Here is a 25,077-nt window from a genome sequence, read left to right as displayed (position 1 = left end):
TGAACGTGATTTTTTTCCATGCAAACCACTCGCGGATAAAAGGCCGCGCTACATCTCACCTTATGAAAAGACGCGACTTTGTGGGACTCTCCGGCCTGGCGGCTGGGGCCCTCTTCCTCCCCAGCCTGCCTAGTTTCGGCGGAACACTTGTGGACCCCGCCCGCCTGCTGGAGCCCGGGGCCGACGCGGCCCAGAAAAAACGCCTCGCCGATGCCGGCCTGAACGCCGCCAAAGCCGCCGGGGCCAGCTACGCCGACGTGCGCATTGGCCGCTACCTCAATCAAGGCATTTTCACCCGGGAAAAGCAGGTGCAGAACATTGCCAGCACCGAGAGCTACGGCGTGGGCATTCGCGTGATTGCCAACGGCACCTGGGGCTTTGCCTCGACCAACAACGTGACCGAGGCAGGCATTGCCAAAGCCGCCCAGCTGGCCGTGCAGATTGCCAAGGCCAACTCGAAAGTGCAGAAGGAAAAGGTGCAGCTGGCCCCACAAAGCGGCTACGGCGAAGTAACCTGGAAAGCCCCCATTCAGCAGAATGCGTTTGAGGTGCCCATCAAGGACAAGGTGGATTTGCTGCTGGGCGTGAATGCCAAGGCGCTGGATTTGGGCGTGTCGTTCATCAACTCGGTGCTATTTCAGGTGAACGAGCAGAAGTATTTCGCCAGCACCGACGGCTCTTATATTGACCAGGATATTCATCGCATCTGGCCCACGTTTGGCGTCACGGCCATCGACCGGGCCAGCGGCAAGTTCCGTTCGCGGCAGGCCATGAGCTCGCCCGTGGGTATGGGCTACGAGTACCTCACGCCCAAAGCCGCCGACAAAGTGGCCGGCCCCACCGGCTCCGACATCATCGGCTACAAATACAGCTACGACATGCTGGAAGACGTGGCCTCGGCCGCCAAGCAGGTGAAGCAGAAGCTGACTGCCAAATCAGTAGTGCCCGGCAAGTACGACCTCGTGCTCGACCCCGGCCACCTGGGCCTGACCATTCACGAATCCGTCGGCCACCCGCTGGAATTGGACCGCGTGCTGGGCTACGAGGCCAACTACGCCGGTACCAGCTTTGCCACGCTCGAGTGGAAGGCCAAGGGCCTGCCCTACGGCTCGAAGGCAGTGAACATCGTGGCCGATAAGGTGACGCCCGGCACGCTGGGCGCGGTGGGCTACGACGACGAGGGCGTGAAAACCAAGCGCTGGGACCTTATTAAGGAAGGCCGCCTGGTGGACTACGAGAAAATCCGCGACCAGGCGCACATGGTGGGCCAGAAGGAGTCGGACGGCTGCTGCTACTCGCAGAGCTGGCAGGACGTGCAGTTCCAGCGCATGCCCAACGTGAGCCTGCAGCCCGGCAAGGACAAGCTGAGCGTGGACGAGCTGGTGAGCAAGGTCGATAAGGGCATTTACATCGCCGGCAATGGCTCATTCTCCATCGACCAGCAGCGCTACAACTTCCAGTTTGGCGGCCAGGTGTTCTACGCCATCGAGAAAGGCAAAATCACCGAAATGCTGGAAGACGTGGCCTACCAGGCCAATACCCAGGAATTCTGGAACAGCTGCGTAGCCTCGTGCGACGAAAGTGACTTCCGTTTCTTCGGCGCTTTCAACGACGGTAAGGGCCAGCCCAGCCAGAGCTCAGCGGTGAGCCACGGCAGCAGCACCACGCGGTTCAATGGCGTGAATGTGATAAACACGGCCCGCAAACTCGGGTAGCACATCACTCCCCTCCTTACCAAGGAGGGGATGTTTTCGCGCCAGCGAAAACGGGGGTGGTAGTGGCGTTGAACGAGTGCGGAAATATTTCACCCTAACGATTTGGACGCCCACAACCACCCCAGCTGACGCTTCGCGCCAGTGTCCCCTCCTTGGTAAGGAGGGGAGTTTGTTCCCCCAACTCAACGACTCAACATCATGGCCATTCTCTCCAAAGACGAAGCCCAAACGATACTTAAGAAAGTCCTCAGCTTCAGCACTGCCGACGAGTGCGACGCCACGCTCAGCGGCAACATCGGCGGCAATGTGCGCTCGGCCCGCAACTCCATCAGCACCGCCGGGGCGAGCGATAATACCTCTCTGGCCGTGGAAAGCCGCTTCGGCAAGCGCGCCGGCGTGGCTACCTGCAACGAATTCGACGAGGCTACCCTGCGCCGCTGCGTGCAGCGGGCCGAAGAAATTGCCCGCCTCGCGCCCGAGTCGCCGGAGTATATGCCGCTGCTCGGGCCCCAGCAGTATCTCGATGGCAGCCACTCGTACGTGGCGGCCACGGCAGGCATCACGCCCGACTACCGGGCCGCGCAAATCGGGGCCAGCATGGCGCTGTGCGACCAGCGCAAGCTCAGCTCGGCCGCTTTTCTGGATGATTCGCACGGCTTCGTGGCCAAACGTAACTCCAAGGGGCTGGAGGCTTATCAGCAAGTGAGCAACGTCACGTTTTCGGTGACGGTGCGCACGCCCGACGGCACCGGCTCGGGCTATGCCTCGGGTGATTATGTGGACGCCGCCAAGATGGACGCGGCCCGCTTCACCAAAATCGCGGCCGATAAAGCGGCTTCTTCAATGAAGGCGCGGGCCATCGAGCCCGGCAAGTACACCGTAATTCTGGAGCCGAACGCGCTGCTTTCCAATGTGGATACTTCGCTCATCGGCGCGCTCATGCAGAGCCTCGATGCTCGTAATGCCGACGAAGGGCGCAGCTTTCTGAGCAAGAAGGGCGGTGGCAACCGCAAGGGCGAAAAGCTGTTCGATGAGCGGGTAACCATTTATTCCGACCCGCTGAACCCGGAAATCAGCGACCTCACCTTCAGCAACGACGGCCGGCCGCAGCAGCGCACCACCTGGATTGAGAAGGGCGTGGTGAAGAACCTCTACTCCTCGCGCTACTGGGCCCAGAAGGCCGGCATCCCCGACCTGCCCCGCCCCAACGGCTGGATTATGGAAGGCGGCACCCAAAGCACCGCCGACCTCATCAAGGGCACTGCGAAAGGTATTTTGGTGACGCGCCTGTGGTACATCCGCCCCGTCGACCCACAGACACTGCTCTTCACTGGCCTCACGCGGGACGGGACTTTTTACATTGAAAACGGCCAAATCAAGTTCCCGGTGAAGAACTTCCGCTTCAATGAAAGCCCGGTGATTATGCTGAATAACCTGGAGGCCATCGGCAAGCCGGTGCGGTTGAATGGCAATTTGGTGCCGCCGCTCAAGATTCGGGACTTCACGTTCACGAGCTTGTCGGACGCGGTGTAGGCAACAATTCATAATCCCCCGGCCCATTCAGGCCGGGGGATTTTTTTGGTTCGAAAATCAGTCGCGGACAACCGCGTGGCGGCCCATCGCATCTGCCCGCTTGGACGCAAATTCTCTGCGCCTATCTTGCGGCCTCCTCTCCTACTTTCTGCGATGAAATTTTCTCTACTCGCTGGCTTGGTGCTGGCTACGGTTATCCGGCCCGTAGCCGCGCAACAGCGCCTTACTGGTAAAATTCTGGATGCTGCCACCGGCCAGCCGGTGCCCTACGCCAGCATTTCGGTGCTCAATTCCACGGCCGGCACCACCAGCAATGCCGAGGGCGAATTTGAGCTAAAAATGCCGCTGCCGGGCCGCCTGGCGGTTTCGGAGCTGGGCCACCGGCGCGATACGGTGGCCGTGACCGCCGCCACGGCCCCGCTGCTGGTGCGCCTGCAACCGGCGGCGGTAGAGCTGCCCGAAGTGACCACGGGCACTTATACCGAGGAGCTCATCAAGCAGGCCTACCGCGAGCTGCGCCGCACCAACGGCCAGAAGAATTACAGTCAGGCTTTCTACCGCCAGATAACCAGGCTCGACGGTGACCCCACCGAGGTGCAGGAAATGGTGTGGCACGCCCAAACCAGCAACGCCCGGGTCGAAGGCTCGGCGCTGGCGCAGGGGCGTTTTGCTAAGAAGAAAGCGCTGCTGTCCTTCAATGATTTTTCGTTCTATACCAAGGCCATCACCTTCTTCGATGCTGCCGATGACAGCACCAGCTTCAAGGGCGTTATCGGCCTGCATACGGCCGCCAATTACCAGTTGAAGCTGGTGGGCCTGACGCAGAACGGCGCGCAGCAGCTCGCGGAAATCAGCTTCGTGAACAAGGATGCCGCCGCTCGCACCCGACAGGGCAGCGTGGTGATTGACGAAGCTACGCACCAGATTCTGCGGCTGCGGCTCGAAACCACCGCCTTCAATACCCGGTCGAACAACCCGATGTTCAAATTTCACGACGAGCTGACGCGGGTGGAATGGGTGTTCCGGCCGGTGGCGGGCGGCGCGGCAGCCCTGGAGTACCTGAAAGTCAACTATCAGGCCTCCCTGAGCCGGCCGCTGAAAAGCAACCTACCCATTGAGGCTTCGTCATTTACCTATTTCTACAGCAGCCGTTCCACGCCCGAAATGGGCGTGGCCTACGCCCCGGCCAAAGGCGGCGTGACCGATTTGGCGGCCATCAAGCAAAGCACCTACGACCCCGCTTTCTGGCAGAACAACCCGGTGGTGAAACGCACCCCGCTGGAAGAACAGGTCATGAAATCCTTCGAGCAGAAAGGCGCTTTCGGCACCATGCTCACGCCGTAGTTTGTAGCGCGGACTTTTAGTCCGCGAGTACGCAACAGCCTGCATTTACTCTATTCACTCGCGGACTAAAAGTCCACGCTACATTTTCACCTTTTTCTCTGCACCATATGAAAAGACGCGACTTTGTGGGCCTTACCAGCCTTGCCACCGGAGCCCTGTTTCTGCCGAGCCTGCCGGGCTTTGGCCACACGCCCGTGGACCCCGCCCGCCTGCTGGAGCCGGGCACTGATGTCATCGTGAAAAAGCGCCTAGCCGACGCGGCCCTGAACGCCGCCAAAGCCGCCGGGGCCGACTACGCCGACGTCCGTATCGGCCGCTCGCTGAACCAGTATGTGTTCACCCGCGAGAAGCAGGTGCAGAACATCGTGAGTACCGAGAGCTACGGTGTGGGCATCCGCGTGCTGGTGGGCGGCTGCTGGGGCTTCGCCTCCACGAGCGTGGTAACGGAGGCCAACCTAGCCGCCACCGCCCGCGAGGCCGTGAGCATCGCCAAGGCCAACAAGCTGGTGATGAAGGAGCCCGTGCAGTTGGCGCCGCAAACTGGCTACGGCGAAGTGAGCTGGAAAACGCCCATTCAGCAAAGCGCCTTCGAGGTACCGATTAAGCAAAAAGTGGACTTGCTGCTGGCCGCCAACGCCGCTGCGCTCGATGCGGGAGCCAACTACATCAACTCGGCGCTGTTTCAGGTGAACGAGCAGAAGTATTTCGCCAGCACCGACGGCTCCTACATCGACCAGGATATTCACCGCCTCTGGCCCACATTCTCGGCCACAGCGGTGGATACTAAGTCGGGCAAATTCCGCTCGCGGGAGTCGCTGAGCGCGCCGGTGGGCCTGGGCTTTGAGTACCTCACGCCCAACGTGGCCGAGCAGGTGCGCGGCCCGCAGGGCACCGATACCATCGGCTATAAGCTGCGCTACGATATGCTGGCCGATGCGGCGCTGGCCGGCAAGCAGGCTAAGGCCAAGCTGACGATGAAATCAGTGACGCCCGGCAAGTATGATTTAGTGCTCGACCCCGGGCATCTGGGCTTGACGATTCACGAATCCGTCGGCCACCCCACGGAGCTGGACCGCGTGCTGGGTTACGAGGCCAACTTCGCCGGCACCAGCTTCGCCACGCTGGAATGGAAGGCCAAAAACCTGCCCTACGGCTCGAAGGAAGTCAACATCGTGGCCGACAAGCTGCAGCCCGGCTCGGTGGGCAACGTGGGCTACGACGACGAGGGCGTGAAAACCCGCGAGTGGGACCTCATCAAGGAAGGCAAGCTGGTGAACTACCAGAAAATCAGGGACCAGGCGCACATCGTGGGCCAGAAGGAATCGGATGGCTGTGCCTACGCCCAGAGCTGGGAAGACGTTCAGTTCCAGCGGATGCCCAACGTGAGCCTGCGCCCCGGCACCGCCAAAATGAGCCCTGACGAAATGGTGAAAGGCGTGGACAAGGGCATTTACATCGCTGGCGCCGGCTCATTCTCCATCGACCAGCAGCGCTTCAACTTCCAGTTTGGCGGGCAGCTGTTTTTCGCCATCGAGAAGGGCAAAATCACCGAGCAACTGGAGGACGTGGCCTACCAGTCGAACACCCAGGAATTCTGGGGAGCCTGCGCCGGCTCGTGCGACCAGTCGGACTACCGCCTGTTCGGCACATTCTTCGACGGCAAAGGCCAGCCCGCCCAAGTGTCGTCGGTGAGCCACGGCTCGGCCACCACGCGCTTTAATGGCGTGAACGTCATCAACACGGCCCGCAAAGTTTAGCCCTTCCCTTCCCCACATTTCTGCAAATCATCATGGCCATTCTCTCCAAAGACGAAGCCCAGGCATTACTCAAAAAAGTCCTCAGCTACAGCACCGCCGACGAGTGCGCGGTGTCGCTGAACGGGCGCACCACCGGTAACATCCGCTACGCCCGCAACAGCGTGAGCACGGCCGGTGCCCAGAATTCCATCTCGCTGGTGGTCGAAAGCCGCTTCGGCAAGCGCAGTGGCATTGCTACCTGCAACGAGTTCGACGACGCCACCCTGAAACGCTGCGTGCAGCGGGCCGAGGAAATTGCGAAGCTCGCCCCCGAAAGCCCCGAGTACGTGCCCCTGCTCGGCCCGCAAACCTACGTGAGCCCGCCCTCCACGGCCACCACACTGCTCACGGCCGCCACCCGCGCCCAGGCCGCCGCCGACAGCATGGCCCTGTGCGCCGCCAAAAACCTGACCGCCGCCGGCTTCCTCGACGGCGGCACCCGGTTCCAGGCCATCCGAAATTCCAAGGGCCTCGAAGCCTATCAGCAGTCGACCAACACCGACTTTTCGGTGACGGTGCGCACCGCCGATGGGCGCGGCTCGGGCTACGCCATTGCCGACGTGACGGACCCCGCCAAGCTCAATGCCAAAGCCCTGACGCAACGCGCCGCCGACAAGGCCCTGGGCTCGGTGAATGCCAAAGCCATCGAGCCCGGCAAGTACACCGTGATTCTGGAGCCGGCTGCGCTAATGGACGGCGGCGATTTGTCGTTGCTCGGCGGGCTGATGTATGGGCTGGATGCCCGCTCAGCTGATGAAGGCCGCAGCTTCATGACCAAAAAAGGCGGCGGCAACCGCAAGGGTGAGAAACTGTTCGATGAGCGCATCAACATCTACTCCGACCCCATGAACGCCGAGGTGCCCGGCAGCGCCTTCGACGGCGACGGCCTGCCCACCAAGCGCCTGAGCTGGATTGAAAAAGGCGTGGTGAAGCAGCTGTACTACTCGCGCTTCTGGGCCGAGAAAAACAAGGTAGCGGCCACGGCTTTCCCCAGCGGCTTCATCATGGCGGGCGGCACCCAGAGCACCGCCGAGCTCATCAAAAGCACCGCCAAAGGCATCCTGGTCACGCGCTTATGGTATATCCGCGAAGTCGACCCGCAGACGCTGCTCTACACCGGCCTCACCCGCGACGGAACTTTTTACATCGAAAATGGGGCCATCAAATTCCCCATCAAGAACCTGCGCTTCAACGAAAGCCCGATTATCATGCTGAATAATATCGAGGCCATCGGCCGGCCCCAGCGCCTGGCAGGCTGCCTGATTCCACCGCTAAAAATCCGGGACTTCACGTTCACGAGCCTGTCGGACGCGATTTAGAACTGTAGCGTGGACTCTGCGAGTCCGCGAGTGAGCGTAGCGAACATCTGGGACCGTGCCATACGCCTAATGCTCGCTACGCTCACTCGCGGACTCGCAGAGTCCACGCTACTTCCGCCCGCCAAACCGGAGCGCGGCGTACACCTGAAACACGCGATTTTGCAGGCGCGGGTCATTGATGCCGGACAGGTTTTTGGCATCGTTGATGTCATTCAGGCCCGCCACGAGGCGGCCGCCCAGCGAGAAGCCACTGGCCAGTTTCAAGCCCACGCCGCCTACCACGCTAAAATCACTGCTTTTGAATTCGCTGCTGGCCGCCCGCGACTGGTTGCCGTAGGCCGGCGTGCCTTTGTCGGTGAAGCCCACCTGCATAGTGCCCGACTGGTTGGCACTGAGCAGGATACCGTATTGCGGCCCGGCTTCCACGAACACCGGCCCCACGGTGAGCTTGGCCAGGATGGGCACGGTGAGGTAGTGCAATTCGCTGTCATAATTGGTGAAGGCTGATTTCAGGTTGCCGCCGGCCACTGAATACTGCACCTCAGGCTGGATGGATAGCGGCCCGAGGATGTTAGCCTGATAGAAAATCCCGACGTGGTAAAACGGTTTGTAAGAGGCGCTTTCACCGTCGCGGCCGGTCATTTCCGCCACGTTCAGCCCGCCCTTGATGCCAAATTGCGCGTGCGCCAGCGGCATCAGTCCAAAGCTCAGCAATGCGATTATCAGCAGCTTTTTCATAGAAAATAATGGATATAGAATGAGGGCAATGGGCAGGAGCCATCTCGGATTTCAGGCGTAGCTTCGGCAACGGTCGTGCCGGAAGTATCCGGTTTAATACAGTTGGAGGCCGGCAAAAGGTTGCGGTTCAGTTTACGCGCATGTTTTATTGCGCCTGATTTCAACGCTTCGCGCAACCGATTTATTTCCAGCCCGACTATCGCGCTAGCGCCCGTTGGCTTTTCTTCGTTTTTCCTTCGCTGCTACCATTCTGCCGTGCCCGCTGCTCCTTTCACTTTTGTGCGCCTGAAATATCACTCCGGCGACTGGGACGCGGTGGACGAGCGCATGCCCGCCAACCTACTGCACTCGCTGGTGCAGTACACCAAAGTGCCCGTCGACCCCAAGGAAAAAGTGGTGGCCCTGGATAGTCCGGAGCTGTTCAACTACCCATTTTGCTACCTCTCGGGGCACCGGCTGGTGCAATTTTCAAGCACTGAGAAACAGAACTTTATCCAGTACGTGCGCAACGGCGGCTTCGTATTCGTGGACGACTGCAACCACGATATCGACGGCCTGTTCGCCCGCTCTTTTGAGGAGCAGATGCGCCAGTGCTTTGGCAGCGGCGCCCTGAAGAAAATCCCCAAAACCCACCCGATTTACTCCCAATTTTTCACCTTCAAAGATGGCCCACCCAACACGGGTTTTGAGTTGAATGGCTGGGGTGACGACCTCGTGCACGACTACCTGAAAGCCATCGAAGTCAAGGGCCGCATCGGCGTACTGTATTCCAACAAAGACTACGGCTGCGAGTGGGACTACGACTTCCGCAACAAGCGCTTTCTGGCGGAGGACAACACGAAGTTTGGGGTGAATATCTTGCTGTATGCACTCACTTGAACGACAGGGAAACGTCATGCTGAGCGCAGCCGAAGCATCTCGCGTGCCACCACTAATTTAATCTTCGAACAAAAGAATTACTACCCCACGCGAGATGCTTCGGCTGCGCTCAGCATGACGCATTTTTCTCCCTTCTGATACACCGCCGAATGACCGAACAAGAAGTAAACACGCTCCTCGCCAAACTGCCGGTGCTCAAGGCCGAAATCGCCAAGGTCATCGTGGGCCAGGAAACGGTGCTCGATGAAGTGCTGGTGGCGCTGCTGGCCGGCGGCCACGCGCTGCTCGAAGGCGTGCCCGGCCTGGCTAAAACGCTGCTGGTGCGCACGCTGGCCGCCGCCACGGATTTGCCCTTCCGCCGCATCCAGTTCACGCCCGATTTGATGCCGACGGATATTCTCGGCACCGAAGTTTTGGAGGAAGACCACGGCACGGGCCGCCGCTCGTTCAAGTTCAATCCCGGGCCGATTTTCGCCAGCCTGGTGCTGGCTGATGAAATCAACCGGACGCCGCCCAAAACCCAGGCCGCCCTGCTGGAGGCCATGCAGGAAGGCCACGTCACCTATGCCGGGCAGGAGCACGCGCTGCCCAAGCCGTTCTTCCTGCTGGCCACCCAAAACCCCATCGAGCAAAGCGGCACCTACCCCCTGCCCGAGGCCCAGCTTGACCGGTTTTTGCTGTACGTGCGCATCGGCTACCCCACGGCCGAGGAGGAGCTGGCGGTATTGCGCGGCACCACCGGCGCAGCCGGTCAGGCGGTGCAGCCGGTGCTGGGCGGGGCCGATATTCGGGCATTGCAGGCATTGGTGCGGCAGGTGAGCCTCAGCCCCGAGCTCATGGATTTTGTGAACCGGCTGGTGCGCGCCACCCGCCCGGCTACTTCGGAGGTGAAGTTTATCAAGGAATACGGGCGCTGGGGCGCGGGGCCGCGCGCCGGGCAGGCGCTCATTCTCTGCGCTAAGGCGCGGGCGTTGCTGCACGGCCGCTTCGCTGCTACTTTGGAAGATATCCGCACGCTGGCCCCGCCGGTGCTGCGGCACCGGGTACTGCTGAATTTCAACGCCGAAGCCGAGAACCTGACACCGGATGATGCGGTGGCGGAGCTACTGAAAGCGGTGCTGGTGTAGCGTAGCGCGGGCTTTTAGTCCGCGAGTGGATATTACTTTCTAAATCGTTCGATTCGCGGACTAAAAGTCCGCGCTACTTCATGCTCACTCCCGAACTCCTGCACGGCCTGCGCAACCTGTCCCTCGCCGCCCGGCAAGCGGCTGAGGGCTTCCTCAACGGCGCGCACGCCAGCCGGCGGCACGGCGCGGGCATGGAGTTCAGCCAGTACCGCCCCTACCAGCCCGGCGACGACCTGCGCCGCCTCGACTGGCGACTGGCCGCCCGCTCGGATAGATACTACCTGAGAGAGTCGGAAATCGACACCAGCCTGACCGTGCACCTGCTGCTTGATGCCAGCGCCAGCATGAATCACCGCGACGACAATGGCCTCACCAAGCTCGACTATGCCCGGCTGCTGCTCGGCGCGCTGGCCTACCTCGCCACCCAGCAGGGCGATGCTGTGGGCCTCACCATCCTCCATCCCGCCGGCTTGCAGCACCTGCCGCCCCGCGCCGATGCCCGCCAGCTCCCGCGCCTCTACCACGCGCTGGAAACGACTGAAGCCACCGGCCACTTTCCCGGCACCGGCACGCTGGCCCAGCTCACGGCGCGGCGGCAACGCGCCCTGACGGTGTGCGTGACTGATTTGTATGAGGAAGGCACCGAAATCAACACCCTGCTCACGCGCCTGCGCGCCACCAGCGGCGATGTATTGCTGCTGCACCTAATGGCGCATAACGAGCTAAAATTCAGTTATCAAGCCTCGGTCACCTTTCGGGATTTGGAGACCGGCCATACCCTGCAAATCGATGCCAGCCAGCAGCGCGCCGCCTACCAAAAGCAGTTGGAGGCGTGGCTGCAGGAGACGGCCCGGCAGGCCCGCCGCCAGGGCTTCGATTATCACCTTTTGGACACCTCGCAGCCGCTGGATGCCGCGATGCGGGAGTTTATCAGGCGGCGCAACCTTGGCAGTTAACCTGCAAGCCACCTTCGCCGCTGTTTTACCGTCTGTTGTCGCGATTCTGATTCCATTACCCATTGTTCACCCTGCTCAACCCTATCGCGCTGCTGGCCCTCCTGGGCTTGCTGGTGCCGGTAGCCATTCATCTCTGGAACCGCCGGCCGGGCCGCGAAGTAGCCGTGGGCAGCCTGCGCTGGCTGGTCGCGGGCGCTAATCGCCGCCTGCGCAACCTGAAGCTGGAGCAATTCTGGCTGCTGCTGCTGCGTGCCGCACTGTTGGCCGTGCTGGCCATGGCGGTGGCCGGCCCGGTATGGCGCACAGCGCTGCCCACCAGCCGGGGTGTGGTACTGCTCAGTGCCGAGGCAGTTGGCTTGCCGGCACTGGCGGGCCTGAGACCGACTATCGATTCACTTCGCCGCAGAGGCTATGCGCTGCGCTGGCTGGAGGCCGGTTTTCCCCGAGTGCCGGGCGGAATGTGGCAGCGCATAAAGGCCAGTCAATCCTGGGCGACTGCTGATTCCATGGCTGCTTTGGCTACTACTCAGCCTCGCAGCCAGGAGTTTGCCTGGGCGCGGGTGCAACAGGCGGCCGACGCTTTCCCGGGCCAGCCGCTTTTTGTGGTGACGGGTGCCGCGCTACGCAACTTCCAGGGTAGCCATGCGCCGCTGCCGGGGGCCGTGACCTGGCAGGCCCTGCCCGATACCACAACTGCTGCCTGGCTGGGGGCGGCCGGGCAGGAGGGCGACAGCCTGCAACTGCTGGTGGGCCGGAGCAGCGAAACACAAACAACCTACCAGCGAAAAAAGGTACTAGCGCGGCACGACGGGCAACCGTTTCGGGTAGCCGGGCTGGCCCCGGTGCGCTTTAAACCGAACAAAAACGGCGGCCAATATCTGGTAATCATTCCGGCTGATAGAACGCCACAGCTCATTGATGAAATCGGCCTTGAAGTAGCGCCCCAAGTCATCGAAATTTATGACTCGCCGGAATATGCGGCTGATGCCCGCTACCTGGAAGCGGGCCTGCGGGCGGCCGCGCCCGGGCTTCTTTTGCAGCCCCTGCTACGCCGCGCCAAAACGCGCCCAGCGCACCTGACTGCGCATTGGACGTTCTGGCTTTCGGATGAACCCTTGCCGGCCAGCTGGCGGGAAGACGTGGCCGGCCACGCCCGCCAGCTTTGGCAGGAGGCCGCTGCGCCGGGTGTGGCCGACACCGCACGCCTGGCTGCGGCTGATGCGGCAGCCACTGACATAAGCGTATTTCGCCGGAGAAACAGCCCCGCCCTGCAAGGCAGCGAAACGGTTTGGGCCGATGGCCAGGGCTGGCCCGTCCTCTCCCGCCAGCGGCTGGGCCGGGGCTCCGTGTATCAGCTTCATACCCGCCTGAACCCAACCTGGAGCGGGCTGGCCGACGACCCGCAGCTCCCCGCCCGCCTGCTGGAACTGCTGCAACCAGAACCAACCGCCAACATTGACCGAAACCGAACACGGCTGGCCGAGGCCGAAGCCGCACACGACCGCCGGGCACTGGCCTCAGCGCAGTTGCCCACGGCTTCGGCCATCCCGGCCAAACCGATTACCGCCAATGCCCAACCATCGTTCCGCACCACCGACCTGCGCCCCTGGCTGGTGCTACTGGCGGGACTGCTGCTGCTGCTCGAACGCCTGCTGGCCCGGCGGCAGGCAGAAATTATATTACCTGCTGCGGGATGATGCAAACCGTCGATAACTCAACCGAAACCAGCCTGTTCAGCGCGCAAGGCCAGGCCGCCGCCCAACTGCAGGCGGTGCGGCGGAGCTACGCCATTCGCTATGGCGCGGCCGGACTGGTGCCATTACTGGCGGCTGGCGGCTTGTTGGCGGCGTTGGTTCACCACTGGCCTGGCATATCCCTAATCTGGCCAGGGTTAGCCTTAATGGGCCTGCTGATAGCAGCGGTGTGGCGGCTGCTGCCGTTGCAGCGGCTGGACCGCGCTACCGTCGCCCGGCAGCTCGACCGGCAGTTTCCCGAGTTGCAGGACAGCACCGGCCTGCTGATGCAAAGCCCGGCCAGCTTGTCGTTTTTGGGGCAGTTGCAGTTCCGGCGGGTGGCCCGGCAGCTGGCGCAGCAAATGGCCGACGGCCCGGCTCTGCTGCCGGTTTCTCTTAAGAGGCCTTTGCTGCTAAGCGCCACGCTGCTTCTGGGAGCGGCGATACTCTTTTTACTACCACAAACCCGACCAACGACAAAGTCATCGGCGGTGGCGATGCACTTCACTCCCGATGCCCGGCAGCCAGCAAATGTAGCATCAGCACCGCCCCGCATTACCGAAACCACGCTGCTGGTAACACCGCCGGCCTACACTCATCTGGCGGAATTCGCGCCCGCCCAAGCCTCGTTCCAATGTCCGCAGGGGGCGCGGGTGCGCTGGCGGGTGCGCGTGAGCGGCCGCCAGCCCGCGCCCGAATTGGAATTGGGAACGCAGCGGCGGCGGATGCAACCCGTGGCCGGGCAGCCGGGCATATTTGCCATCGAATTGGTTTTGAATTCCTCCACGCTGTACCGGCTGCGCTACGCGGGCACAGTTTCGGATGATTACGCCATCGACGTGCGGCCCGACCTGGCGCCAGTGCTGCGCATCGTCACGCCAAAGCCTTACACGCTGGTGGCAGCGCTGGGCCAGCGGCCGGAGGTACCCATCCGCGCCACGGCGCACGATGACTATGGGCTAAGCCGGGCCGAGCTAGTCATCACCGTGGCCCAAGGGCAGGGCGAGGCGGTGAAGTTCCGCGAAGTGCGGCGCGATTTGAGCGCGGGGCTGGGCGGGTCTCAGGCCAGCATCGGCAGCGTGCTGAATCTTCCCAAGCTGGGCCTCACCTATGGCGACGAGCTCTACTTCTACCTCACGGCCCGCGACAGCAACGGCCACACCGCCCGCACCGATTCCTACCTCGTGCAGTGGCAGGACACCGCCGTGGCCGACGGGGCCATTGACATGGGCATGGGCGTGAAAGTGGCCCCCGCCTACTTCCGCAGCGAGCGCCAGATTATCATCGATACCGAAAAGCTCATCGCCGAAAAACCCAAGCTCGACGCGGCCACCGTGGCCAGCCGGGCCAATGCCCTGGGCTTCGACCAGCAAAGCCTGCGCCTGCGCTACGGCAAGTTTATGGGCGAAGAAGCCGAAGCCGGCATCGGCGCGGAGGCGCAGCATTCGCCCATCGCCGAGGACGAGGACGCGCCCGCCGTCCCCACCGCCGAAGCGCCCGAGCCCGACGACCACCACGACCACACCGCCCCGCCCACATCGCCGGCCAAGGCATCACCCACCGCCGAAACCGATGCCCTGATGGACCCATACATCCACAAGCACGACGACGCCGAAACGGCCGATTTCCTGGAGCCCGCCGTGAAAGCCAAGCTCCGCGCCGTGCTCGACCAGATGTGGGCCGCCGAGCTGCGCCTGCGCACCGGCCAGCTCCGCGAGGCCCTCCCCTACGAGTACCGCGCCCTGCGCCTGCTTAAGCAGGTGCAGCAGCAAACCCGTGCCTTCGTCAAGAAAGCCGGTTTCAGCCCGCCGCCCATGCCCGAGGCCACCCTGCGCCTCACCGGTGAGCTGGCCGGGGCTGCCGTGCCCCAACGCCAGCAAAACCTGCCCGCCCCCAACCCCCAGCCCGCCATCCGCGCCGCCCTGCGCTGGCTGGCGGCGGCCGATAACGGCCAGCCCACCCGCCCCGCCGATGCCGCTGTGCTCGACCAGGCCGGCACTGTGCTGGCCGGTGCGGCCCTCACCCGGCCGGGCTTCTACCTGCCCGCCCTGCGCGCCCTGCGCGAGCTGGGGGCCGACGTGCGCGCCGGCCGCCGCCCCACCCGCGCCGCCAGTCGCGCCCCCGTAGCCCGCGCCCTCACCGACCTGCTGGCTGCGCCTGCCCCCGCGGCCGCCGCCCCGCCCGCCCCCGCCCCGCTCCCGCGGCGCTATTTTCAGGAATTAAGCCGTTAGTCCATTGCCACTTTTAGCTCCGAATCCGGTTCTTTACTACGGCCTGCTGGCGTTTTGCCTGCTGCTGGGCGCGGGGCTGCTGGTGCTAGCCTGGCGGCGGCCGCGCCGGCGGCAACTCACGGCCCGGCTGCTGGCCAGCGCGGCGGCCGTGGCGGCGCTGTGGTCCACGGCCCTCCCACCCTTGCGCCACCTGCCCGCCGCCCGCGCCGAGGCCATTCTCCTCACCCCCGGCTACTCGCCCGATACGCTCCGGCAGCTGCGCCAGCGGCTGGGCGCGGGCACGGCAGTGTGGGCGTACGGCGACGTGGAAAAAGTCGCGAAATCGCGCCCGCTGGCTAGTCTGCTCACCTTGGTCGAGCAACGGCCGGTCCTGCGCCGCCTGCACATTCTGGGCCACGGCCTGCCGGCGGCCGACCTGCCGCTGCTGGGCGCATTGGTCGTTCAGCAGCACCCAGGGACACCATTTGCGGGCATCGGCACCGCTTTTTGGTCGGCGAAATTGTCTTTGGGCGAAACAATGCGGCTGGAAGGCACGGTAGCGGCAGCCGGTCAGCCGGCCGCCGCTTGGGTGGTGCTGCGGGCCGCCGGCACCGGGCGCGATTCAATAAAGCTGCCCACCGGCGGCGGGTCATTTCGCCTGCGCTACCAGCCCAAGACGGCCGGGCTGACTACTTATGAACTGCTGTTGCGCCGCCCCGGCCGGCCGCTGCTGAGTGAGCCGGTGCCCGTCGAAATCACCACGCCCACCTTACCCGCCGTGCTGCTGCTCACGGCCACGCCTTCTTTCGAGTTCAAGTTTCTGAAAAACTACTTGGCCGAAGCGCACTACCCCGTGGCCCTGCGCACGAGCGTGAGCCGGGGCCTAGTTCAGACCGATTTTGTGAACCAGCCGGCCCAGCCGCTCGACCGCCTCACACCGGCGCTTCTGGCCCATTATTCAGTCCTGATTGCGGATGCGGCCACAGTAGCTGCCCTTACGGCTACCGAAACGCAGGCCCTGCAAGCGGCCATGCGGGCCGGCCGCCTCGGCCTCATCACCCTGGCCGAGGCCGCGCCGCTGCCCCGCACCGCGCCTGCCCGCGCCGATTTCACGGTGCAACTCCGGCCCGCCAATGCGGCCCTGCTGCCCATCGCATGGCCCGATGCGCCCGGCGAAGCCCACTCGTATTTACCCGCCCAGCTACAGCCTAATTCGGAATTACGAACCCTCATTACCGGGCCGCGCCAGCTATTGCTGGCCGCCAGTCGGCGCGTGGGGCTGGGCTTCGCGGTGGTGTCGGTGGTACCCGAAACGTTTCGCTGGGGGCTTCAGGGCCACGCCGCTGTCTATGCTTCTTTCTGGAACCGGCTGCTGGCGGCCGCCGTGCCACCGGCCCCGGCCGAGGCCAGCTGGCATGCGGGCAGCCGCTGGCCCCGGCCGGCGCAGCCGCTCACGCTGCATCTGGAATCAGCTTTCCCCACCACTTCGCCCACCGTGGCGGCACTGGCCGGCGGCCCCGCCGTGTGCCTGGCCCTGCGCCAGGATACCCGCCTGCCCGAGTGGAGCACGGCGCAGTTCTGGCCCAACGCAGCCGGTTGGCACCAGGTGCGCGGGCCGGGCCGCATCAGCCACCATTTCTACGTGTACCCGCCCACCTCCTGGCTGGGGCCGGAACTGAAGGAGCGTCAGCAAGCCGCCACGCAACTGGCCGCCGAAACCAAAGCTCCAAAAGCTACCGAAGCCGCGCCAGATACAGTGACGGAGCCGTGGGCGGCGGGGTGGTTTTTTGGGCTGTTTCTGCTGGCCGCCGGGTACCTGTGGCTGGAGGAAAAGCTGTAGAGCCGCGACCCTTCGCGTCTTGGCATTCACACGGTTTGAGTATCATAAACACTACCGTTCAACGCCGAGACGCGAAGGGTCGCGGCTCTACTTGGCTTCGCCGCCCACGCGCTTTTGCCAGGCGGGGTAGTCTTTGGCCAATAATTCGGCGGGCCAGACCCCGGCATACAGGTAGCCGGCGCGGCGCTCATTTTCGATTTCGGTGAGCTGGTAATGCACCTGGCTGTCGCGGCCCACGAAGATGGGCCGGTCAGTACCCAGCTCATAGAAGCGCGCCCAGAGCACCGCGCCGGGCGCGGGCACGATGACGCGGTCGCGGCCCCGGGGCTCTTTCGGCGCGGCAATTTCCTTCAGCACCCGGTTGGGCATCTTCACTTTTTCAAACCAGCGCACTGCGCCTTCGATGGCCGCTTTCTCAGCGGCCGTGGGCTGCTCGATGTCCATCAGAAAGCGTACGATGCTGACGGATTCTTCGCCGCTGAGCGAGGGTAGCTCGAAGGCGCGGGCCTTGGCCGGCAGCAGGCTCACTTCGTCGTATTGGGCGCACCAGGCGGTGGGCTGGCCGTTGCTGATGTACTGGGTGCGCAAGATGCACTCAATGCCCCGGGCCACGGCGGCTTTGGAGAGGGCTACCAAATCGGGGTCGACGGTGGCAAAGGCCCCCTGCTGGCGGGCCACGCTGCGCAGCACGGTCAGGGCCCGAATCATGGCGTCGTCGTTGAAGGTAATTTCGTGGTGGTAGCCGCTCAGGTCGGGGTAAAACTGGGGGAAACCGCCGTTGGGATACTGCATCTTGAGCAGGTAACGGATGCCATTTTCGGCCCCTCGGCGGTAAGCCAGGTTGTTGGTTTTCTGGAAGGCGGCGACGAGGTAGTTGATTTCGCGGGTCGTGGCGTCGTTGTCGATGGTGGCATCGTTCAGGTTCTTGCTGTCGAGCAGGCCGGCGCGGGCACCCGCGCTGAGGCGGGCGGCGTAGTTCACCTTCACCTCGCCCAGCGCCTTGGGCCAGCCGCCCACGGCGCGCTGGTAGAGCAGCATCTTCTCGGCCGTGGTATCAATTTGGGCAGCGGGCACGGGCGGGGTGGCGCGCACCGCCCCGGTCAGCGGGTTCCAGCGCCCGCCAAAGGTCCAGGCGGCGGTGAGGTCTTTGGATTTCGGCGCGCCCTCGGCGGTGCTCAGGTTGTCCTGAAACCAGGCGTAGTCGCCGCCCTGGCGGTGGCAGCCGGCGTAGTACACGCGCCGCCCCCAAAGCTTCGCCCCCGGCCCCGAGGCGGCGTGGTAGATGTCGGCATCGGCCATATTCGCCGCAAACCGGCAGTCCACCAGGTAAAACTGCGCCTCCCGGTGAAAGCGGCCCAGCTTGAAGCCGTCGTCACCGCTGAAAGTGCAGTTGCGCAGCACGGTTTTCGAGTCACGGTTGCCGGAGCCGTCGTGCCAGATGGCGGCCTCCTTGCTGTGGCAGATGAAGCGGCAGTTTTCGGCATAGGCCCAGCCGCGCGGGCAGTAGAAATCCACGCCGCCCTCCATGGTGCAGTCTTTGAAATAGTACGCGCCGGCCTCCGTGTCCCAGGGGCTCACCGTATCGCCGCCCAGCGCCCGGAACGTGCAGTGCCGCACCACGAGGCGAGTAGCGCCGGGCAGGGCGCGCAGGGCCATCTGGTGGCCGGTTTTGCTCACGGTTTTCTTGCCGGTGGGCGCGCTGGGGCAGGCTATGGTGATTTCGCCCGTGGCGTCAAAGCCGTAGCTGTTGATGACGCTCAGGTTTTCGAGGGTGAGGTCGGGGCTGTTGCGCAGGTTGAGTGTGGCCACGCCCCAGTCGCCGGCGGTGGTGCCGGGGCCGCAGCTCCATTCGTCGCGGGCCTGCGGGTAGGTCAGGATTACCCCGGCTTCGCTCTGGCCTTTGAGTACCAAATTATTCTTGCCGTCGATGAAGACCTTCTCGCGGTAGGTACCGTTTTTGATGAAGACGGTGCGGGGCCGGGCCGCCGTTTCGGGCAGGCTGTTGATGGCCTCCTGAATGGTGCGGTAGCTGCCCGAGCCATCGGCGGCCACGGTGATGGTTTGGGCGCGGGCCGGCAGCAGGCACAGCCCCAACAGCAGCAGCATGGCCAGGCCCAGCAGGCGCAGAAAAGTCGTTTTCATCGAAGGAAGAAGGATTTGCGCTACCGGGGATTAGCTCAGGAAATCGTCGCGACGGGGCGTGAAGGCATCCACCAGCACGCCGGCCTCGGTGCACACCACGCTGTACCACGCCAGCGGCGGCACGTAGCAGCTGTCGCCGGAGCGCAGGGTGTGGATTTCGGTTTCGATGGTGTACTCGAACACCCCACTTTCCACGTAGCTGAGCTGGGCGTGCGGGTGCTGGTGGCGGGCTCCCACCCCATCGGTTTCGAAAGCCACGAGGGTGAGCATGAGGTCGGGGCCGTGGGCCAGCACCTTGCGGCGCACGCCGGGGCCCGTGGTTTCCCAGGCGGCTTGGGCATCGGTTACGAAGGCGGGTTGGGCAGCGGGTTGTGGGGTCATGGCAGTGAATAAAAAACCGGTCGGACCTTAAAAGTCCGACCGGTTTGGGGTGTCGCCAAGAGTGGCGGGCTTTTTAATTGCGCAATCGTTCCCGAGCGTAGGGTGCGGGGGCAAGCCCTACCGGGTACGACCCCGCACCCTGCTTCGTTAATACCCCTCGTTCTGCTTGAAGCCGGCATTTTTGTTCGTATCCACCGTGCCCTGCGGGTACGGCAGCAGCTCCTTGCCCTTGCCGGGCGCATATTCCGAGGCCACGTTGGCGATGGAAGCCGCCGTCACGGCCGTGCGCCAGGTTACGGCAGTGGTGCCAGTAGGTGTGGTGGCCGGCGAAGGCCGGTAGAACGAGCGTGCCCACACCACCTGCCCGCCGGTGACGCGGTAGTACATGTTGGCGGGCACGAAGGCGTAAGGGGCCAGCCCGTTCATGAGCAGCGTAAGGTTGGCGCGGGCTTCGGTGATTTTGGTACCGAGCAGGTTCCAGCGTAGCAGGTCGTATTTGCGGATGCCCTCGCCGCCAAATTCCAGGAACCGCTCGTTGGCGATGGCCGCAAACATGGCATCCTGGTTAGCCGGGGTCGGAATCTGGCCCAGCGTGGTGCTGCCCCCGAAACCGCGCTGGCGCACTTCGCGCAGGGCCGCCACGGCCGCCGGGGTCGGGCCTTTGTTGATTTCGTTATCGGTTTCGGCAAACATCAGCAGCACGTCGGCGAAGCGGATGAGGGGCCAGTTGTAGCCCAGGTAGTTGCCCGTGCCGTTGAGGGTGGGCACGCGCCAGTCGCGGCGGAATTTGCCATCGGTGAGGGCGGCCAGGGTTACGCCCTTCTGGTTGTTGGTGCCGTCGATGCTGTAGGTGGTCAGGGTGATATCGCGGCGCACATCGGTTGAGTCGAAGGCGTAGAAGTAAGTGGGCAGGGGCCGAATCTGGGCCTGGGTGCTGCCGTAAATGGGCGAGGAACTCAGCAGCGGGCCGCTGTAGTAGCCCAGCTTGCTATCGCCCGAAATGCTGGACCCGCCCATCGCCACCTGGAAGATGATTTCGTTGGAAGACGACTCCGGCCGCAGCTCATTGATGCTCTTGAACAGCTCGCGGTAGCTCGGGTTGAGGGTGTGCTCGCTGCGCCGGTTCATCAAATCCAGGCACTCCTGCCGGGCAATGGCGTAGGAGGCGAGGTAGTCGGTGGGGCGCGTCATCTGGGTGCCGTGCAGCGAGTAGCCGCCCCGGAACAGGGCCAGGCGGGCGCGCAGGGCCTTCACCGCGCCCTTGGTGATGCGCTCGTTGGTAGTACCGGCGGCCGAGCGCCAGGGCACCAGCTTCTCAGCCACCAGCAGGTCGGCAATGAGACGGTCGTAGGTGGCGAGGCGGTCGGTGTTGGGCTGAGTGAGCTCGCCGCCGGCCAGGGCCGTGGTGTAGGTGGGCACCAGGGGCGCGGGCACGTCGCCCCAGTTCCGAATCAGCTCGAAATAATACTGCGCCCGGAGCGTCAGCACTTCGCCATACAGGCGGTGCAGGGCAGCAGTATCGGCCGAGGAGCCAGAGGTGTAGAGCGGCATCTTCGGGATGCTCTGGATGCAGATATTGGCCCGCTCCACGCCCTGGTACAGGTTGTTGAAGGGGTTGGTGACTTCGGGGTTGGAGGGCTCGGCAGTGTAGCGCGAGATGCTGCGCGAACGGCCGTCGAAGGGGCCGGGCGCGCCCTGCATCTCGTCGGTGTCATACGGGTAGTAGCAGCTCAGGCGGGTGCCGTAGCCGGTATCGCCCGAGAGCATATCATATGCCCCAATTACGGCGCTGGTGGCACTGCCTACGCTGCTGAAAGCCTGCTCGTTGGTATAGAGCGAATCGGGCTTCACGTCGAGGTAGTCTTTGCAGGCCGGCAGGGCCACAGCGGCGGCCAGCGCGGCGGCCACGGCCAGGGTGGAACGGAAAAATATCGGTTTCATCGGAGGATGGGAATTTTCAGGTTGGGAAGATTACAGCGACAGGTTCACGCCGAACAGCAGCACGCGGCTGCGCGGGTAGCCGGCGTAGTCCACGCCCGGCGTGAGCGGCGAGGCGCGGCGGGTGTTGGCCTCGGGGTCGTAGCCGCTGTATTTGGTCCAGGTGTAGAGGTTGTTGCCGGTCACGTAGAAGCGCAGCTGCGTGAGCTTGGCCTTCGCAATCAGGGCTTTGGGCAGCGAGTAGCCCAGGGTGATGTTGTTGAGGCGGATGAACGAGCCGTCCTCAATGGCCCAGCTGTGCACGAACAGCGTGCGGGTGGGCTGCCAGATTTTGGCGTTCTGGTTGAGGTTGCGCGAGGTTTCTAGGTCGGTAATCGGCACGCCGTTGTTGTCGATGGTGCGGTACCGGTCGTTCATCATCGTGAGCAGGTTGCTGAACGGGTTCACGGCCGTGGTGAACTCCACCTTGTTGGCATTGAACACCTGGTTGCCATACACAAAGTTGAAAAACACGCTGGCATCGAAGCCTTTGTAAGTGAACTGCTGGTTGATGCCGCCCGTCACTTTGGGGTTGGCGTTGCCGATGGCCACCCGGTCGTTGGCATCCACGATGTTGGTGGCCGCGCCGGGCGTGTCCACCACGTTTTTCAGCTTGATGATGCCGGGGGCCAGGGGCTGGCCCTGCACGGCCACGTCGTTGGCCACGCCGGGCTTCAGCGTCCAGGTGCGGGTGGTGGCGTTGTAGCCCGTGAAGTCGTCGGCGGTGTAAAAGCCGTCGGTCTGGTAGCCGTAGAAAATACCCACCGGGTCGCCCACGCGGGCCAGGAAGTCGCTGGCAATGGTAGTGCTGGCCCAGCCCGAATACACGCCGGGAATGGCCGTAATCGGCCCCAATTCCTCAATGCGACCCCGGTTCATGGAGGCGTTGCCGCTGGCCGACCAGGTGAAGTCCGGCGTTTTGAGCACGGTGCCGGCCAGCTGGAATTCCAGGCCGCGGTTGGTGGTAGAGCCCACGTTCTGGAACTGCGTCTGGTAGCCCAGGGTGGGCGAAATCGGCACGTTCACGAGCAGGTCGTGGGTCGAGTTGTAGTAGGCATCGACGGAGAATTGCACCCGGTTGTTGAACAGGGCCAGGTCCACACCCACGTTGCGGGCAGTTGTGGTTTCCCACTTCAAAAACGGGTTGGGCAGGCCCGTAACCACCGTGCCCAGCGCAATGGCGTGGTTGAGCGAGTATTGGCCCAGGCCGGTGCGGTAATACTCGCTGTAGCCGAAGTCATTGATGCGGTTATTGCCGGCTAGGCCGTAGCTCAGGCGCAGCTTCAAATCCGAAATTGTGTTCGACAAGGACTTCATGAAATCCTCCTTCGACACGCGCCAGGCCAGCGAGGCAGCCGGGAAGTAGCCCACCCGCCGCCCGGGGGCAAACTTCGATGAACCATCGGCTCGGAACGTCACCGTGGCCAGGTATTTATCGTCAAACGAGTAGTTGAACCGCCCAAAGCCCGACAGCAGATGCTGGAGCGTGGGGTTGTCGCTGGTGGGCGTGGGCTGCTGGAACGAAGCCGACGGCAGCACACCCTGGTTGATGTTGGCAATGGCCTGTTCGGCAGTGATATCCAGCGGCAGGAAGTTGGTTTGCACGGTTAGAATCCGGCTGCTCTGCTGATAGATTTCCTGACCAACCAAGGCATCGAAGGAGTGCTTACCGATTTGGTGAGCATAGCTCAGCACGTTCGACTGGTTGATGGACAGCGCCGAGCCGGTGGCAATGGACACGAACGGCTGCAAATTGAAGCCGCCGCCGGGCTGGCGGATGGCCGGCGAGTTACGCCCCGAGAAGTTTTCCAGCGTTGAGTTGCCGAAATCGAAGCCCACCGTGGAACGGAAAGCCAGGTCCTTAGTGAAGTTGTAGGTGGCGTTGGCGGCCAGGTTCAGGGTGCGCTGCTTGTCGTGGCGGATGTCGCTGCCGATGGCCAGGATGGGGTTTACCAGCGTGGTATTGGAGGCGAAGGTTTCATCCAGCGTACTGGGGTCGAAACCGCCGGGCAGGTTGATGGCCAGCGGGATGTACTCGATGGAGTTGCGCAGGCGCGTGGTGGTGGTCGAGAGCTGCGACGACGTGCCGAGGCCCTCCACCTTCTGGTCGTTGAAGCGCACGTTGATGCCGAAGCGGAATTTCTCAGTGGCCTTGTTATCGAAGCGGAAGTTCACTAGGTTGCGGATGAAGCCCGAGCCCAGCTGGATACCGTCTTCGTTGTTGCGGGTCAGGCTCAGGGCGTAGGTCGAGTTATTGCCGCCGCCCGAGAGCGAGACGTTGTGCGTCTGCTGGAAGGCATCGCGGCCGAACACCTGGTCCTGCCAGTCGAGGAAGGGCGAGTTGCGGCTCTGGTTCAGCGTGTCGCTGTTGTAGTTTTTCGATTTGAAGAACGACTTGAAGGTGTTCAGGCCGCCAAACGTGGTGGTGTTGCCGGCAGCGCGGTCAATGTTCAGGGCGCGCTCGTACTGGTAGTTCACAAAGTCGGTGGGCTGCATCACGTCCAGCTTGCGCGAGAGCTGGCGCACGCCCGCGAAGCCGTTGTAGGCCACCACCAGCTTGCCTTCCTTGCCGCCCTTGGTGGTAATGATGACCACGCCGTTGGCTCCACGCGCGCCGTAAATGGCGGTAGCGGCCGCATCCTTCAGCACGTCCACGGACTGAATATCCTGGGGCGAAATCACGTTCAGGGCGTTTTCCACCTGCACGCCGTCCACCACATATAATGGCGAGTTGTCCTGCGTCACCGACCCGCCGCCGCGAATGCGGATGTTCACGCTCTGGTTGCCGGGCGTGCCCTCCGAGCTCGTGACCTGCACACCGGCCAGCCGGCCGCTCAGCGCCTCGGCGGCCGAGTTCACCGGCACGTCCTTAATCTGCTGCGCGCTCACCGACGATACCGAGCCCGTCACGTCGCGTCGCTGCACGGCCTGGTAGCCAATCACCACCACGTCGTCGAGCTGCTTGGCATCCACGGCCAGCGTCACGTCAATCTGGCTTTGGCTGCCCACGGCCACTTCCTTATTGGCGTAGCCCACAAAGCTGAAGCTGAGCGTAACCGCGCCCGTGGCGGGCACATTCACCTCATAGTTGCCATCGGCCCCGGTCGAGGCCCCGTTGTTGGTGCCTTTCACCAGCACCGTCACGCCGGGCAGGCCTTCCTTGGAATCCGATGCCCGCACGGTGCCCGTGAGGCGGCGCGTGGCCTGTGCCCAGGCCCGCGGGCCATGCGCTAAGCTGCTGATTAATATCAGCCAGAACAGTAGAGTGTAGCGGTTTTTCATCAGAAAAAAAGGTTTGGGTGAGAATTGGCAATGCGAAGGAGAGCGAGATGGGCTGCGGCCGCGAGACGAATGCAGCGAAATAAAATATCTACAAATAGCTATTTT

16 protein-coding genes are annotated in these 25,077 nt (G+C 63.3%); 11 read left to right on the top strand and 5 right to left on the bottom strand.

Translation table 11 applies throughout. The features are described 5' to 3' along the window. Window positions 1-62: 62 nt before the first annotated feature. From ACYU70_RS01035 to ACYU70_RS01015, 5 genes are all read left to right on the top strand, one after another. Complete coding sequence (locus ACYU70_RS01035; RefSeq protein WP_342295643.1) at window positions 63-1,715, top strand: TldD/PmbA family protein; 1,653 nt, start codon at window positions 63-65, stop codon at window positions 1,713-1,715. Between the two features lie 198 nt (window positions 1,716-1,913). Next, window positions 1,914-3,248, top strand: a complete 1,335-nt coding sequence (locus ACYU70_RS01030) for a TldD/PmbA family protein (protein ID WP_342295642.1) — start codon at window positions 1,914-1,916, stop codon at window positions 3,246-3,248. Between the two features lie 153 nt (window positions 3,249-3,401). Then, window positions 3,402-4,592: a carboxypeptidase-like regulatory domain-containing protein gene (locus ACYU70_RS01025; protein ID WP_342295641.1), complete on the top strand. Its 1,191-nt coding sequence runs from the start codon at window positions 3,402-3,404 to the stop codon at window positions 4,590-4,592. 107 nt (window positions 4,593-4,699) lie between these two features. Beyond that, a complete protein-coding gene (locus ACYU70_RS01020) occupies window positions 4,700-6,349 on the top strand; it encodes a TldD/PmbA family protein (RefSeq protein WP_342295640.1) in 1,650 nt (549 codons plus the stop codon). A 32-nt stretch (window positions 6,350-6,381) separates the two neighbouring features. Next, window positions 6,382-7,707 carry a TldD/PmbA family protein gene (locus tag ACYU70_RS01015; protein WP_342295638.1) on the top strand — a complete coding sequence of 442 codons (1,326 nt, stop codon included), beginning with the start codon at window positions 6,382-6,384 and terminating at the stop codon, window positions 7,705-7,707. Window positions 7,708-7,815: 108 nt separating this feature from the next. Here ACYU70_RS01015 and ACYU70_RS01010 read toward each other — a convergent pair whose 3' ends face one another. After that, window positions 7,816-8,445: a porin family protein gene (locus ACYU70_RS01010; protein WP_342295636.1), complete on the bottom strand. Its 630-nt coding sequence runs from the start codon at window positions 8,443-8,445 to the stop codon at window positions 7,816-7,818. Window positions 8,446-8,700: 255 nt separating this feature from the next. Between ACYU70_RS01010 and ACYU70_RS01005 the strand changes: the two genes are divergently transcribed. From ACYU70_RS01005 to ACYU70_RS00980, 6 genes are all read left to right on the top strand, one after another. Next, window positions 8,701-9,324 (top strand): DUF4159 domain-containing protein, encoded by a 624-nt coding sequence (locus ACYU70_RS01005; protein WP_342295634.1) that lies wholly within the window; start codon window positions 8,701-8,703, stop codon window positions 9,322-9,324. Between the two features lie 149 nt (window positions 9,325-9,473). Further along, on the top strand, window positions 9,474-10,451 hold the full coding sequence (locus tag ACYU70_RS01000) for an AAA family ATPase (protein ID WP_342295633.1): 978 nt from the start codon (window positions 9,474-9,476) through the stop codon (window positions 10,449-10,451). 80 nt (window positions 10,452-10,531) lie between these two features. Beyond that, the gene (locus ACYU70_RS00995) at window positions 10,532-11,407 is read left to right on the top strand and encodes a DUF58 domain-containing protein (protein WP_342295631.1); all 876 of its coding nucleotides are present in this window, start codon (window positions 10,532-10,534) and stop codon (window positions 11,405-11,407) included. A 62-nt stretch (window positions 11,408-11,469) separates the two neighbouring features. Beyond that, entirely contained in the window at window positions 11,470-13,104 is a 1,635-nt protein-coding gene (locus tag ACYU70_RS00990; RefSeq protein ID WP_342295629.1) for a BatA domain-containing protein, read from the top strand. Further along, window positions 13,101-15,371: a hypothetical protein gene (locus ACYU70_RS00985; protein WP_460615870.1), complete on the top strand. Its 2,271-nt coding sequence runs from the start codon at window positions 13,101-13,103 to the stop codon at window positions 15,369-15,371. The genes ACYU70_RS00990 and ACYU70_RS00985 overlap by 4 nt, the downstream gene beginning before the upstream one ends. Before the next feature lie 4 nt (window positions 15,372-15,375). Next, window positions 15,376-17,190, top strand: a complete 1,815-nt coding sequence (locus tag ACYU70_RS00980; protein WP_342296183.1) for a hypothetical protein — start codon at window positions 15,376-15,378, stop codon at window positions 17,188-17,190. Between the two features lie 87 nt (window positions 17,191-17,277). Here the strand turns inward: ACYU70_RS00980 and pelA are convergent, their stop codons facing one another. The 4 genes from pelA to ACYU70_RS00960 all read right to left on the bottom strand — a co-directional run bounded on the left by pelA (window position 17,278) and on the right by ACYU70_RS00960 (window position 24,972). Then, window positions 17,278-19,332, bottom strand: coding sequence for a pectate lyase (gene pelA, locus ACYU70_RS00975; protein WP_342296184.1), 2,055 nt, complete (start codon window positions 19,330-19,332; stop codon window positions 17,278-17,280). A gap of 30 nt (window positions 19,333-19,362) precedes the next feature. Continuing rightward, window positions 19,363-19,713, bottom strand: a complete 351-nt coding sequence (locus ACYU70_RS00970) for a cupin domain-containing protein (protein WP_342296185.1) — start codon at window positions 19,711-19,713, stop codon at window positions 19,363-19,365. 147 nt (window positions 19,714-19,860) lie between these two features. After that, window positions 19,861-21,654: a RagB/SusD family nutrient uptake outer membrane protein gene (locus ACYU70_RS00965; RefSeq protein ID WP_342296186.1), complete on the bottom strand. Its 1,794-nt coding sequence runs from the start codon at window positions 21,652-21,654 to the stop codon at window positions 19,861-19,863. A 30-nt stretch (window positions 21,655-21,684) separates the two neighbouring features. Next, window positions 21,685-24,972: a SusC/RagA family TonB-linked outer membrane protein gene (locus ACYU70_RS00960; protein WP_342296188.1), complete on the bottom strand. Its 3,288-nt coding sequence runs from the start codon at window positions 24,970-24,972 to the stop codon at window positions 21,685-21,687. Between the last annotated feature and the right edge of the window lie 105 nt (window positions 24,973-25,077).

This window comes from Hymenobacter segetis (assembly GCF_054776495.1).
The sequence above is the reverse complement of the archived record's forward strand: the minus strand, read 5'-3'. Positions and strand labels throughout refer to the sequence as shown.

Bases quoted from the DNA above. Each gene is read 5' to 3' on its own strand.
- ACYU70_RS01035 (WP_342295643.1), top strand. From the start codon at position 63: ATGAAAAGACGCGACTTTGTGGGACTCTCCGGCCTGGCGGCTGGGGCC.
- ACYU70_RS01030 (WP_342295642.1), top strand. From the start codon at position 1,914: ATGGCCATTCTCTCCAAAGACGAAGCCCAAACGATACTTAAGAAAGTC.
- ACYU70_RS01025 (WP_342295641.1), top strand. From the start codon at position 3,402: ATGAAATTTTCTCTACTCGCTGGCTTGGTGCTGGCTACGGTTATCCGG.
- ACYU70_RS01020 (WP_342295640.1), top strand. From the start codon at position 4,700: ATGAAAAGACGCGACTTTGTGGGCCTTACCAGCCTTGCCACCGGAGCC.
- ACYU70_RS01015 (WP_342295638.1), top strand. From the start codon at position 6,382: ATGGCCATTCTCTCCAAAGACGAAGCCCAGGCATTACTCAAAAAAGTC.
- ACYU70_RS01010 (WP_342295636.1), bottom strand. From the start codon at position 8,445: ATGAAAAAGCTGCTGATAATCGCATTGCTGAGCTTTGGACTGATGCCG.
- ACYU70_RS01000 (WP_342295633.1), top strand. From the start codon at position 9,474: ATGACCGAACAAGAAGTAAACACGCTCCTCGCCAAACTGCCGGTGCTC.
- ACYU70_RS00995 (WP_342295631.1), top strand. From the start codon at position 10,532: ATGCTCACTCCCGAACTCCTGCACGGCCTGCGCAACCTGTCCCTCGCC.
- ACYU70_RS00985 (WP_460615870.1), top strand. From the start codon at position 13,101: ATGATGCAAACCGTCGATAACTCAACCGAAACCAGCCTGTTCAGCGCG.
- pelA (WP_342296184.1), bottom strand. From the start codon at position 19,332: ATGAAAACGACTTTTCTGCGCCTGCTGGGCCTGGCCATGCTGCTGCTG.
- ACYU70_RS00970 (WP_342296185.1), bottom strand. From the start codon at position 19,713: ATGACCCCACAACCCGCTGCCCAACCCGCCTTCGTAACCGATGCCCAA.
- ACYU70_RS00965 (WP_342296186.1), bottom strand. From the start codon at position 21,654: ATGAAACCGATATTTTTCCGTTCCACCCTGGCCGTGGCCGCCGCGCTG.
- ACYU70_RS00960 (WP_342296188.1), bottom strand. From the start codon at position 24,972: ATGAAAAACCGCTACACTCTACTGTTCTGGCTGATATTAATCAGCAGC.